The sequence below is a fragment of the Variovorax sp. DXTD-1 genome (assembly GCF_003984625.1).
Lineage (GTDB): Bacteria > Pseudomonadota > Gammaproteobacteria > Burkholderiales > Burkholderiaceae_C > Variovorax.
This window is the reverse complement of the sequence record NZ_RWKH01000022.1, coordinates 44,202-57,317: the sequence shown is the minus strand read 5'-3', so window position 1 is coordinate 57,317 and position 13,116 is coordinate 44,202. Positions and strand designations below refer to the sequence as shown.

Here is a 13,116-nt window from a genome sequence, read left to right as displayed (position 1 = left end):
CGGCAGCGCTCGCGTTTGAGATTGATATTCACATGACCGACGCTTTTGAAGCGCAGGGCGAGTTCGCGCCTGTGCAATCCACCAACAACAACGAATTTGTCGCTGCCGCGGACACCATGTCCGAAGCGCCGATTCTCGAGGCGCTCGACGCCGCCGCTCCCGAAGCGGCCGTGGCCGAAGAAGCCCGCGTTCCCAACGGCTTCATCAAGCTTGGCCTCGCGCCGGAACTGATTGCCGCCGTGGCGGACCTGGGCTTTACCCAGCCCACCACCGTGCAAGACAAGGTGATTCCGCTCGCCATGGCCGGTGAAGCCGGCCAGGACGGCAAGGCACGCTTCGTCGACCTGATGGTTTCGAGCCAGACCGGCTCGGGCAAGACCGCTGCCTTCCTGCTGCCTGTGCTGCACACGCTGCTCAAGCGCCAGGCCGAAGCCGAAGCCGAAGCCAAGGCCGAGTTCCAGCGCCTGGCCGCTGAAGCCGCCGCCCGCGGCGAGGCCGTACCCAAGAAGCCGAAGCGCAAGGACCCGACCAACGCCCGCCATTTCAAGGCCGCCACCCCTGGCGCCCTCATCCTGTGCCCCACGCGCGAACTCGCGCAGCAGGTTGCGCACGACGCCATCGAGCTGGTTCGCCATTGCCGGGGCCTCCGCGTTGCCAACGTGGTGGGCGGCATGCCTTACCAGCTGCAAATCGCCAAGCTGCAGAACGCCGACCTCGTGGTTGCCACGCCCGGCCGCCTGCTCGACCTGCAGCGCTCGTCGCAGCTCAAGCTCGACCAGGTCAAGTTCCTGGTGGTCGACGAAGCCGACCGCATGCTCGATCTCGGCTTCTCCGACGACCTGGCTGAAGTCAACCAGCTCACCATCGAGCGCCAGCAGACCATGATGTTCAGCGCCACCTTCGCGCCGCGCATCCAGCAGCTGGCCCAGCGCGTCATGCGCGAGCCGCAGCGCATCACCATCGACAGCCCGCAGGAAAAGCACGCCAACATCAAGCAATCGCTGTACTGGGCCGACAACAGCCAGCACAAGCGCAAGCTGCTCGACCATTGGCTGCGCGACACCAGCATCAACCAGGCGATCGTGTTCGCCAGCACGCAAGTCGAGTGCGACGGCCTCGCCAGCGACCTGCAGCAAGAAGGCTTCAGCGCCGTCGCGCTGCACGGCGCCCTGAGCCAGGGCCTGCGCAACCGCCGCCTGATGGCGCTGCGCCAAGGCCAAGTTCAGATCCTGGTGGCCACCGACGTTGCCGCCCGCGGCATCGACGTGCCCACGATCACCCACGTCTTCAACTTCGGCCTGCCGATGAAGGCGGAGGACTACACCCACCGCATCGGCCGAACCGGCCGTGCAGGCCGCGACGGCCTGGCCATCACGTTTGCCGAGTTCCGCGATCGCCGCAAGATCATGGACATCGAGCAATACAGCCGCCAGCAGTTCAAGGCTGAAGTGGTTGCAGGCCTCGAGCCGCAACAGCGCATGCCGCAATCGCGTCCGCCCATGGGCGAGTACCGCGGTGGCCGCGGCGACAACCAGTCGCGCGACCGCAAGTTCGGCAACGGCGGTGCAGGCGGCGGCGGTGGCTACCGCGGCAACAACGGCGGCGGCTATGCCGGCGCCAGCGGTTTCAACGACCGCAACTCGCGCGGTCCGGCCCAGGGCCAAGGTCCGCGCGGCTTCCAGGGCGGCAACAACGCCGGTTTCGGCGGTGGCCGTGACGAAGGCGGCGGCGGTTACGGTCGCAAGCCGGGCTGGGGCGACAACAGCGCTCCGCGCGGCGGCCATGGCCACCACGGTGGTGGTCGCGGCGAAGGCGGCGGTTTCGCGCCCCGTGAAGGTTTTGCTCCTCGTGAAGGCTTTGCACCCCGCGAAGGCTTCGCACCGCGCGGCAATGGCGCAGGCCACGGAGGTCCGGGCAAGGTGTTCGTGCCCCGCGACGCACAAAAGCGTGCGTTCAAGCCTACGCGCTGATCCATTCCGGAGCGGCCGACCGGCCGTCTCGTCCCAAAAGAAAGCCCGCGCTTCGCAAGAAGCGCGGGCTTTTTCGTTGCGGGTTTCCGAGAAGCTCTTTACAGCGAAATTTGATTGACATATGAATTCATGAAAAGTAATGTAATGGCGCATTGCTTCTCCGGTCCGCGCCGCGGTTGCCGGTTCATCGAATCTGTTTTTTCAAAGTTCGAACATGAAAATTGCGATTCTTGGCGGTGGCCACGGTGCTTACGCCGCCGCCGCGGACCTGTCCGAAGCCGGCCATGAGGTGCGCCTGTGGCGCCGCGATGCCGCGGCGCTCGAGGCGGTGGTGCAAGCCGGCGCCATCACGCTGAAGGATGCCGACGGCACGCGCGAGGTGCCGCTTGCGCTCGCCACCGCCGACATCGCCGCGGCGCTGAAGGGCGCCGAGCTGATCGTTCTTCCCACGCCGGCCATTGCACAGCACGACATCGCACTGGCCATGGCGCCGCACCTGGTCGACGGTCAGGTCGTCTTCCTGCCGCCTGGCACCTTCGGCAGCTATGTGATGGCGCGAACGGTGAAAGAGGCGGGCAGCCGTGCCGACGTGGCCTGGGCCGAGACCGGCACGCTGCCGTACCTCGCGCGCAAGCACGGCGAGCGCGAAGTGAACGTCACCATCCGCGCCATCCGCCTGCCGACCGGCGTCTATCCGGCCCGCAAGGAGGCCGAGGCAATCGAAGTGATCCGCAGGGCCTATCCCGCCGTGCACGGCTGCGGCGATGCGCTGTCGGGCGCGCTCATGAATGCCGGCCCGGTCATCCATCCGCCACTCATGGTGATGAACGCCGCGCCGCTGCAGCACTTCGAGCGCTGGGACATCCACAACGAAGGCACCCAGCGTGCGGTGCGCGACGTGACCGACCGGCTCGACCGCGAGCGCATGGCCGTGCGCGAGGCCTTCGGGCACGGTGCGCCGCACTATCCGCTGGCCGACCACTACAACAACGACCAGTGGATGTACGGCGATGCGCACAAGCAGCTCGTCAAGTCCGGCGACTGGCGCGAGAACATCGATCTGCATACGCACCGCTACATCACCGAAGACACCGAACTCGGGCTTGCCTTCCTGGCCTCTGCCGCGTGCCATGCGGGCGTGGACGCACCCATCGCACACGGGCTGCTTGCCATCGTGGGCGGTTTTCTCGGCCGCGACCTGCGCCAAGGCCCGCGCACCTTCGAAAGCCTGGGCCTTGCCAGCCTGAGCGCGGCACAGCTCAAGCAAAGGCTGCACGATGGCGAATGAACGCGCGTCGCTGCCACGCTTCGCGGCCGTGGGCGCCGGCCGCATGGGGCGCGGCATCGCGATTGCGTTCGCCTATGCCGGTCACCGCATCTCGTTGATCGATCTTCGCCAGCGCAGCGACGAAGCCTGGCAACGCCTGCAGGGCGAGGCCAGGGCAGAGATTGAAGCAAGCCTTGCGGGCCTGGCGCAGCTCGGCGTGATCGATGCAAAGCAGATACAGGCCATCGCCGAACGGGTGAGCCTGGTGAGCGCCGCCGAAGCACCGCAGGTTTTGGCCGCAGCAGAGCTGGTGTTTGAAGGCGTGCCCGAAACCATGGAGGCCAAGCGCGCGGCGTTCGAGCAGATCAACCGGCATTGCCGCGACGACGCGATCCTTACCTCGACCACCAGCAGCATCCTCGTGACGCAGCTCGCGGCACTCGTGCGGCTGCCCAAGCGCTTCCTCAACATGCACTGGCTCAACCCGGCGTATGTGATTCCGGTGGTCGAACTCAGCTGCCACCCGGGCACCGATGCGGCCGTGCTCGCACGCACCAAGTCGTTGATGGAAGAAATCGGCAAGCTGCCCGTGGTCTGCGGCGCGTCGCCCGGCTACATCGTGCCGCGCCTGCAGGCATTGGTGATGAACGAGGCCGCCCGCATGATCGAGGAGGGCGCCGCCACCGCCGAGGAGATCGACAAGGCCACGCGCTACGGCCTGGGCCTGCGCTTCGCCGCACTTGGCGTGGTCGAGTTCATCGACTTCGGCGGCTGCGACATCCTGCACCATGCCAGCCGCGAAATGTCGGCCTCGATCGACAAGGGGCGCTACACCGCGCCCGCCATCGTCGATCGGATGGTGGAAGAAGGGCAGCTCGGCCTCAAGACCGGCAGCGGCTTCTACAGCTATGCGGGCCGCGACATCGCCGCCTACCGCCGCGACGTGCTCTCGCGCACGCTCGGCGAGCTGAAGCATGCGGGCCTGTGGCGCGCACCGGCCGACGAGACGCTGTCATGACCATCCACCGCGCCTTTGCCGACCTGTCGGTGGGGCAGGTGCATTACGCGGCGTGCGGCGATGCAGATGCGCCAGCCGTGCTGCTGCTGCACCAGTCGCCCCGCAGCTGGGCCGAATACCGCGCAGTGCTTCCCCTGATCGGTGCGCGCTTTCGGTCCATCGCAATGGACACTGCGGGCTTCGGCGATTCCGCGGACGGTGGCGTGCCGGCGAGTATCGAGCAATGGGCGCGCGTGGCGTGTGAGCTGCTCGATGCGCTGGGCATTGCGCATGCCGATGTCGTCGGGCATCACACCGGCGGCGTCGTCGCCATCGAACTGGCGGCCGCCTTTCCTGACCGCGTGCGCGGCCTGGTGCTGTCGTCCACGCCATTCACCGACGAAGCCTTTCGCCGCGCAAGGGCAGAGCGGCCACCCATCGACGAGGTGGCGCCGAGCCAGGACGGCAGCCATCTCGCGGCACTGTGGCAAAAGCGGCAGGGCTTCTATCCGCCCGAGCGGCCCGATCTGCTCGAGGCCTTCGTGCTCGATGCGTTGAAAGTCGGCCATCGAGTTGAAGAGGGCCATCGCGCCGTCGCGTCGTATGGCATGGAAGATCGCATCGGCCGCGTGACGCAACCCGCGCTCATCATTCGCGCGACCCACGACCCGTTCGCTGCGCCGCATGCGGCAGAGCTGCAACATCATCTGCCGCAGGCGCGCATTGTCGACATCGAAGGCGGCATGGTTCCCTTGCCCGACCAGATGCCGGAGGCCTTCGCACGCACGGTGCTCGACTTTCTCTCCACGCTGCCATGAAGGCCGTTCGCATCCACGGTTTCGATGCGGTGCCCGCGCTGGAAGAGGTGCCCGACCCGGTGCACAGGCCTGGCCGCGCCATCGTGCGCATGCAGGCCGCCACGGTCGGCCACATCGACCGCACCGTGTGGCGCGGCAGTTTCCTGCGGCATCCACCGCTGCCGTATACGCCGGGCGTGGAAGCCGCCGGCATCGTCGTCGCAAGCGAACGCTACGCCGAAGGCCAACGCGTCTGGCTGCGCGGCAGCGGCCTGGGGACGTTGTTCGACGGCACCTGGTGCGAGCTGATCGATGCGCCCGACGAAGCACTCGGCGTGCTGCCCGATGCATTGCCCATGCCCCTGGGCGCTGCGTTCTTTTCGCCCACCACATCGGCATGGGTGGCGCTGCATGAAGTCGCCAGGCTGCAGGCCGGCGAACAGGTGTTGGTGACAGGCGCGAGCGGTGCCGTGGGCTCGCTGGTCGTGCAGCTGGCCATCGAAGCCGGCTGCACCGTGGCGGCGGTCGATCCGGATGCCGAGCCTCCACCTGCAGCGAGTACAGACCTGTTGATCGACACGGTCGGGGGAAGCGTCCTTTCGGCAGTGCTGCCCGCCGTGCGGCCCGGTGGCCGCGCCGTGCTCATCGGCTACACCGCGGGCCCCACGCTGCAGCTGGACATCGCGCACTTTCTGCAGCGCGACGTGGCGCTGCTGCCGCTCAACATGTTCAGGCGAGAGGCCGCTGGCCGTGCGGCCGCGCCCGGATTGCTCGCGCGCCTGGCCGATGGCCGTTTGCACCTCGACGTGCGCAGCTTCGCGCTGACCGATGCCGCAGCAGCACTCGAATGGATCGCGCAGCGCGGCCACCGGGGCCGCGCGGTGCTCGTGCCCTAGTCTTCCTCCGGCTCCTCGACCGGCACATGCACGTGCAGGTCGATCATCTGCCGCAGGGTCTGCTTGAGTTCTTCGGCGCGCCGCAGGCCGAAGGGTTCGAGCACGCGCCGCTCGTGGTCGCGCGCGAGCTCCATCAGATGCTCCACCGCCTTCAGCCCCTTGCGCGTGATGCGCACCAGCGTGATGCGGCGATCACTCTCATGGGGCAGCCGCTCGACCTGTCCGCGTGCTTCCATGCGGTCCAGCAGGCGCGTGACAGTGGGCTGCTTGGTCACCGTCACTTGCGCAAGCTGGCCGATGCTGATGGGCTCGCTGCCGGCAAGCGATGCCATCACGCGCCACTCGGAAACGGAGAAGCCTTGCTGGCGCGCCACCTCGTGGAACTCCGAGGAGATCAGCTGGCTGGCCTGCGCCAGCAGCGCGGGCAGGTAGTCATCGACGAAGCGATGTGTTTCAGGAGGTTGCTCAGCCATGAACGCACCTCATGGCCACGCGCCGCATACCGGCCGCAGGCACGCTGCTTGCATGTCTAGGGTAATTCATGATTGTGGATACATTCATTTGTCAACATTATAGAAAGCGTGATGTGGCACCTGAAGCGCATCCTCCCACGAGAAAGAAGAAGGACCCACATGGCTGAGCGTTCATTCGTCGAAGAAGTCAAGAAGCTGCGACTTTCCGGGGGCGAGGTGTTCCGCGGTGAAGGCATTCTGGCCGTCACCAAGGCCTTGCTCGAATCGGGGGTTTCCTATGTGGCCGGCTACCAGGGCGCACCCATCTCGCACCTGATGGACGTGCTGGCCGATGCGCAGGACATCCTTGCCGAGCAGGGCATCCGCTTCGAGAACAGCGCAAGCGAAGCCACCGCCGCAGCCACGCTGGCCGCCTCGGTCAACTATCCGCTGCGCGGCGCCGTCACCTTCAAGGCCACCGTGGGCACCAACGTTGCGTCGGACGCGCTGGCCAACCTGGCCTCGGGCGGTGTGATCGGCGGCGCGCTCATCATCGTGGGCGAAGACTACGGCGAAGGCTCTTCCATCATGCAGGAGCGCAGCCATGCGTTTGCAATGAAGTCGCAGATCTGGCTGCTCGATCCGCGGCCCAACCTGCCGAGCATCGTCGATGCGGTGAAAACGGGCTTCGATCTTTCGGAGGCCAGCAACACGCCCGTGATGCTGCAGCTGCGCATCCGCGCCTGCCATGTGCACGGGCACTTCGTTGCAGGCGACAACAAGCGCGCCAAGTTCACGCTGCAAGAGGCGCTGGAGAACCCGCAGCGCGACGTCAGCCGCATCGTGCTGCCGCCCGCGAGCTTTGTGCACGAACAAGAAAAGGTGAAGGACCGCTGGCCCGCCGCCGTGCGCTTCATCGAGGAGCGCAAGCTCAACGAGTTTTTCTCCGAAGACGCCGACGACATCGGCATCATCGTGCAGGGCGGCAGCTACAACACGCTGCTGCGCGCGCTGGAGCGCCTGGGCCTGGCCGACGTGTACGGCAACACCCAGGTGCCGCTCTACGTGATGAACGTGGCCTACCCGGTTATCGAGAGCGAAGTGATCCGCTTCTGCGAAGGCAAGCGTGCGGTGCTGATCGTCGAAGAGGGGCAGCCCAACTTCGTCGAACAGAACCTCGCGACCATCCTGCGGCAAGCGGGCTCCACGACCGTGCTGCACGGCAAGGACATGTTGCCCGTGGCCGGCGAATACACGGCGTCCGAACTGCTGAAGGGCGCACGCACCTTCTGCGAGCGCTACGAGCGGCTTGCACCGCTGCCCGTTCCCGCACCGGTGCGAAAGGTGATCCCGCTGAAGGAAGTCGCCGCCATCGGCGTCGATGCGGCACCCGAGCCGGCCATGCCGTCGACGGCGCTCGGCGACGTCGTGCATGCGCGCCCGCCGGGCTTTTGCACCGGCTGCCCCGAGCGCCCGATCTTCAGCGCGATGAAGCTGGTCGAGCGCGAACTCGGTGCGCATCATGTGAGTGCCGACATCGGCTGCCACCTGTTCTCCATCTTGCCGCCCTTCAACATCGGCAACACCACCATGGGCTACGGCCTGGGCGGTGCCGGTGCGGCGGCGCTGAATGCGCCGGCCGGCAAGCGCGCCATCTCGATAATGGGCGACGGCGGCTTCTGGCACAACGGCCTCACGAGCGGCGTCGCCAACGCGGTGTTCAACAAGAGCGACAACCTCACCATCATTGTCGACAACAACTACACCTCGGCCACCGGCGGGCAGGACATCCTCTCGTCGAACGCCGTCAACAAGACGCGCAGCACCGGCCACGAGATCGAGCGTGCAGTGCGCGGCGTGGGCGTGGAGTGGGTAAAAACAATGCGCCGAACCTACGACGTCGCGGGCATGCGCGATGCGCTGAAAGAAGCGCTCACCACCACCAAGAAAGGGCCGAAGGTCCTCATCGCCCAATCGGAGTGCATGCTCAACAAGCAGCGCCGCGAGAAGCCGCTCGTGCGCAAGGCCATCGCCGACGGCAAGCGCATGGTGCGCGAAAAGTTCGGCGTCGATTCGGATGCCTGCACCGGCGACCACTCGTGCATTCGCCTGTCGGGCTGCCCGTCGCTCTCCATCAAGCCCAACCCCGATCCGCTGCGCATCGACCCCGTTGCCACCGTGCTCGACAGTTGCGTGGGCTGCGGCAACTGCGGCGACGTTTCGCATGCCGCCGTGCTGTGCCCCTCGTTCTACAAGGCGCAGATCGTGAGCAACCCGACAGGCTGGGACAAGCTGCGCGAGCGTGTGCGCGGCGCCGTCATCGGATGGCTGCAGCGCGGCGAGGCGCGCCGCCGCGAAGCCTATGCCTTCTGAAGCGACGATGACGACCAAGGCCCAACCTATCAAGATCGCGATCCTCGCCATGGGCGGGGAGGGCGGCGGGGTGCTCGCCGACTGGATCGTCGACATGGGCGAAGCCAACGGCTACGTCGCCCAGACCACCTCGGTGCCGGGCGTGGCGCAGCGCACGGGGGCCACCATCTACTACGTCGAGCTCTATCCAGCGGCGCAGGCCGAAGCGGATGGCGGCCGCCCCGTGCTGGCGCTGATGCCGCTGCCTGGCGATGTGGACGTGGTGCTCGCATCGGAACTCATGGAAGCGGGCCGCGCGGTGCAGCGCGGGCTGGTCACCAGCGACCGCACCACCCTCATCGCATCCACGCACCGCGTGTTCTCCATTGCCGAGAAAAGCGCGCTGGGCGACGGCCGCGTCGACAGCACGCAGTTGCTCGCACACACGGCCCGCGCGGCCAAGCGCTTCATCCGTTTCGACATGGCGCAGGCCGCCGAGGCATCCGGCAGCGTGATCAGCGCGGTGCTTTTCGGCGCGCTGGCGGGCTCGGGCGTGTTGCCATTCAGCCGCGCGCAGTTCGAAGCGACCATCGAGCGCGGCGGCGTGGGCGTCAAGCCCAGCCTCAATGCCTTTGGAGGCGCATTCGCTCGCGCGCAGGCCGGCGACGATGGTGAGACACCGCCGGAAGCCGCCGCGGCTGTGCCGACGCCGCAACCACGCCACCCGGCCGTGCGTGCGCTGGTCGAGCGCGTGCAGCGCGACTTTCCGCTCGCCACGCAAGACTTCCTGCTCGAAGGCGTGCGCCGCCTCATCGACTACCAGGACCCGGCCTATGCCGGCCTCTACCTCGATCGCATGGCAGCCATTGCGGCGCTGCCCGGCGACAGCGCACACCGGCTGCTGCGCGAAACCGCGCGCCACCTCGCGCTCTGGATGTCCTACGAAGACACCGCCCGCGTTGCCGCACTCAAGACCCGCGCCACCCGCTTCGAGCGCGTGCGCGACGAGGCCCGCGTGCAGCCCGGCCAGGTGCTTGCCATCAACGAATACATGCATCCGCGCCTGCAGGAAATCTGCGAGACGCTGCCGGGCGGCATCGGCCGCTGGCTCATGAACTCCACATGGCCGAAGAAGCTGGTCGAGCGATTCACGCAGCACGGCCGGGTGATTCAGACCAGCTCGCTGCACGGCTACGTGATGCTGCGCATGGTTGCGGCATGCAAGCGCTGGCGCCTTTCGACGATGCGCTATGCCGAGGAAAACCGCCGCATCGAGGAATGGCTGCAACGCATCGCCGCCGCCGCGGGGCACAACCCGGAGCTGGCGGTGGAACTCGCGCAGTGCCAGCGCCTCGTCAAGGGCTACAGCGACACGCATGAGCGCGGCATTCGCAACTACGACACCGTGATGCGCGCGGTGGAACGCGCCGGCCCCCGGCTCGCGCCCGCCACCCTGCGCGAACTGCGCGATGCCGCGCTCGCCGACGAACACGGCCACAAGCTGCAAGCCGCGCTGGCGCAGCACGCACTGGCCTGAAGAGAGACAACGGACGCACGATGACCGCACCCACCGCCACGCTCCAGCTTCGCGTTGCCGAGGCACGCGCACTCAATCCGCTCATCCGCATGCTGCGCCTGCGCGCGGCAGACGGCCGTGCGCTGCCCGGCTTTGCCGCCGGTGCGCACATCCGCGTGCAAGTGAAACTGCCCGATGGCAGGACCGACTGGCGCCACTACTCGCTGATCAACTTTGCGACGACGCGCAATGCCACCAACGCGCCGACCGAATACGTGATTGCCGTGCGCAAGGAAGCCGAAGGCCGCGGTGGTTCGCGCTTCATGCACGAGCAGCTGAAAGAGGGCGATACCCTCGCCATCGAGGCGCCGAAGAACGACTTTCCGTTGCACACCGGTCCCGGCGGCTCGGTGCTGGTGGCGGGCGGCATCGGCGTGACGCCGCTGGCCACCATGGCCGCGCGCCGCCGCGCCGAAGAGGCGCCGGTGCGCATGCACTACGCCGGCCGCAGCCGCGAGCTGATGGCCTTCCTGCCCGAGCTGCAGGCGCTGCTCGGTGACGACCTGCGCTTGCATGCCGATGCCGAAGCCGGCGCACCGCTCGACATCGATACGCTGCTCGACGATGTGCCCGCCGGCGACCGCCTCTACGTCTGCGGCCCCAAGGTCATGCTGGACGTCGTGCTGGCCCGCACCCAGGCGCGCGGCTGGGAGCACGACCGCGTGCACTTCGAGCTGTTCACCGAGCCGGTCGCCGAGGAAGGCGACCAGCCCTTCGAGGTGGAGCTTGCCCAGTCGGGCCAGCGCTTCACCGTCGCGGCCGACCAGAGCATTCTCGATTGCCTCATCGACAACGGCTGCGACCCGATGTTCGACTGCAAGCGCGGCGAATGCGGCGTGTGCGCGGTGCCCGTGCTCGAAGGGGAGATCGACCACCGCGACTACGTGCTCACGGCCCGCGAGAAGGCGGAGGGCAACGTCATGCAGATCTGCATCTCGCGCGCCAAGGGTGCGCGCCTGGTGCTCGACATGTGAAGGAGCCACGAGAACCATGCCTTCGTACCGAGACAACCCTGAAGCCGTGCGCGCGCTGGTGCAGAACGACCGCGTGCACCGCGACCTGTACACCAGCCAGGAAATCTTCGAGCTGGAGCAGGAGCACTTCTTCGCCAACACCTGGAACTACGTGGGCCATGAGAGCCAGTTGCCGAAGCCGGGCGACTGGATCAACAACGAGATCGCCGGCCGCCCGCTGATCGTCGTGCGCCACACCGACGGCAGCGTGCGCGCGATGATGAACCGCTGCGCCCACAAGGGTTCGCGCCTGGTGAGCGCACCGTGCGGCAACACCGGCAAGTTCTTTCGCTGCCCGTACCACGCGTGGACCTTCAAGACCGACGGCTCGCTGCTGGCCATTCCGCTGAAGACCGGTTACGAGAACACGGCGCTGCACGAGTGCGAGTCGGCCAAGGGCCTGACCACGCTGAAGCATGTGCGCAGCTACCGCGGCTTCATCTTCGTGAAGATCAATGATGCGGGACCCGACTTCGACGAGTACTTCGGCGACTCGCTGAGCTCCATCGACAACATGGCCGACCGCTCGCCGGAAGGCGAGCTCGAGATTGCCGGCGGTTGCCTGCGCTTCATGCACCAGTGCAACTGGAAGATGTTCGTAGAGAACCTCAACGACACGATGCACCCCATGGTGGCGCACGAGTCCTCGGCTGGCACCGCCAAGCGCATGTGGGCCGACAAGCCTGCCGACGAGCCCAAGCCCATGGCCGTGGAGCAGTTCGTGCCTTTCATGTCCGACTACAAGTTCTTCGAGGACATGGGCATTCGCACCTACGACCACGGCCACAGCTTCACGGGCGTGCACTTCAGCATCCACAGCAAGTACAAGGCAATTCCCGAGTACGACGACGCCATGAAGGCGCGCTACGGCGAGGAAAAGACCGCGCAGATCCTCGGCATGGCTCGGCACAACACCGTGTACTACCCGAACCTCACGATCAAGGGCGCGATCCAGGCAATCCGCGTGGTCAAGCCGATCTCTGCCGACAAGACGCTGATCGAGAGCTGGACCTTCCGCCTGAAGGGCGCGCCGCCCGAGCTGCTGCAGCGCACCACCATGTACAACCGGCTCATCAACTCGCCGTTCTCGGTGGTGGGCCACGACGACCTGCAGGCCTATCGCGGCATGCAGGCCGGGCTTCACGCGAGCGGCAACGAGTGGGTCAGCCTGCACCGCGACTACGACCCGTCGGAGCTGAAGGGCGGCGAAATCACCACGGGCGGAACCAACGAGCTGCCGATGCGCAACCAGTACCGCAGCTGGGTGCAGCGTATGACGGAGACGATGTGATGGCCGGCGCCGACATCTCAACCCAGATCACCCGCCAGGACCTGATCGACTTCGTCGTGAACGAAGCGCGCCTGCTCGACACCCGTCGCTACCAGGAGTGGAACGCGCTCTTCACAGACGACGCGTTCTACTGGGTGCCGCTGGTGCCCGACCAGGAAGACGGGCTCAACCATACCTCGCACCTCTACGAAGACAAGCTGCTGCGCGAACTGCGCATTGAGCGCCTCAAGAGCCCGCGTGCCTTTTCACAGCAACCGCCGAGCCGCTGCCACCACCTGCTGCAGGTGCCGGTGGTCGAGACCTTCGACGCCGAAGGCAACCGCTTCGTGGTGCGCACCGAGTTCCACTACACCGAATCGCAGGGCGATGAGCTGCAGTTCTACGTCGGCACCTTCTTCCACTACCTCGCGGTGCAAGATGGCACGCTGCGCATGACGCTCAAGCGCGTGAACCTGCTCAACTGCGACGCGGCGCTGCCTGCCGTGCAGCTTTTCATCTAGGGACG

11 protein-coding genes are annotated in these 13,116 nt (G+C 66.8%); 10 read left to right on the top strand and 1 reads right to left on the bottom strand.

Annotated features, from left to right (window positions below; genetic code table 11):
- Positions 1–32 precede the first annotated feature (32 nt).
- The 5 genes from EJI00_RS19865 to EJI00_RS19845 all read left to right on the top strand — a co-directional run bounded on the left by EJI00_RS19865 (position 33) and on the right by EJI00_RS19845 (position 5,927).
- On the top strand, positions 33–1,970 hold the full coding sequence (locus EJI00_RS19865) for a DEAD/DEAH box helicase (protein WP_185868173.1): 1,938 nt from the start codon (positions 33–35) through the stop codon (positions 1,968–1,970).
- Between the two features lie 214 nt (positions 1,971–2,184).
- Positions 2,185–3,258 carry an NAD/NADP octopine/nopaline dehydrogenase family protein gene (locus tag EJI00_RS19860; RefSeq protein ID WP_126749207.1) on the top strand — a complete coding sequence of 358 codons (1,074 nt, stop codon included), beginning with the start codon at positions 2,185–2,187 and terminating at the stop codon, positions 3,256–3,258.
- A complete protein-coding gene (locus EJI00_RS19855; protein ID WP_126749206.1) occupies positions 3,248–4,255 on the top strand; it encodes a 3-hydroxybutyryl-CoA dehydrogenase in 1,008 nt (335 codons plus the stop codon). Before EJI00_RS19860 ends, EJI00_RS19855 begins: the two co-directional genes overlap by 11 nt.
- Entirely contained in the window at positions 4,252–5,052 is an 801-nt protein-coding gene (locus EJI00_RS19850) for an alpha/beta fold hydrolase (RefSeq protein ID WP_126749205.1), read from the top strand. The genes EJI00_RS19855 and EJI00_RS19850 overlap by 4 nt, the downstream gene beginning before the upstream one ends.
- Positions 5,049–5,927, top strand: coding sequence for a zinc-binding alcohol dehydrogenase family protein (locus EJI00_RS19845; protein WP_126749204.1), 879 nt, complete (start codon positions 5,049–5,051; stop codon positions 5,925–5,927). Before EJI00_RS19850 ends, EJI00_RS19845 begins: the two co-directional genes overlap by 4 nt.
- Here EJI00_RS19845 and EJI00_RS19840 read toward each other — a convergent pair.
- A complete protein-coding gene (locus EJI00_RS19840; RefSeq protein ID WP_126749203.1) occupies positions 5,924–6,400 on the bottom strand; it encodes a MarR family winged helix-turn-helix transcriptional regulator in 477 nt (158 codons plus the stop codon). The genes EJI00_RS19845 and EJI00_RS19840 overlap by 4 nt on opposite strands.
- 159 nt (positions 6,401–6,559) lie before the next feature.
- Here EJI00_RS19840 and EJI00_RS19835 point away from each other — a divergent pair, with 159 nt between their 5' ends.
- From EJI00_RS19835 to EJI00_RS19815, 5 genes are read left to right on the top strand one after another with little or no spacing between them, the layout of a single operon-like run.
- Complete coding sequence (locus tag EJI00_RS19835; protein ID WP_126749202.1) at positions 6,560–8,752, top strand: indolepyruvate ferredoxin oxidoreductase subunit alpha; 2,193 nt, start codon at positions 6,560–6,562, stop codon at positions 8,750–8,752.
- A gap of 7 nt (positions 8,753–8,759) precedes the next feature.
- Complete coding sequence (locus tag EJI00_RS19830) at positions 8,760–10,268, top strand: indolepyruvate oxidoreductase subunit beta family protein (protein ID WP_126749201.1); 1,509 nt, start codon at positions 8,760–8,762, stop codon at positions 10,266–10,268.
- A 20-nt stretch (positions 10,269–10,288) separates the two neighbouring features.
- A complete protein-coding gene (locus EJI00_RS19825) occupies positions 10,289–11,281 on the top strand; it encodes a PDR/VanB family oxidoreductase (RefSeq protein WP_126749200.1) in 993 nt (330 codons plus the stop codon).
- A 16-nt stretch (positions 11,282–11,297) separates the two neighbouring features.
- Positions 11,298–12,611, top strand: coding sequence for an aromatic ring-hydroxylating dioxygenase subunit alpha (locus EJI00_RS19820; RefSeq protein ID WP_126749199.1), 1,314 nt, complete (start codon positions 11,298–11,300; stop codon positions 12,609–12,611).
- Positions 12,611–13,111: an aromatic-ring-hydroxylating dioxygenase subunit beta gene (locus tag EJI00_RS19815; protein ID WP_126749198.1), complete on the top strand. Its 501-nt coding sequence runs from the start codon at positions 12,611–12,613 to the stop codon at positions 13,109–13,111. Before EJI00_RS19820 ends, EJI00_RS19815 begins: the two co-directional genes overlap by 1 nt.
- The last annotated feature ends 5 nt before the right edge of the window (positions 13,112–13,116 follow it).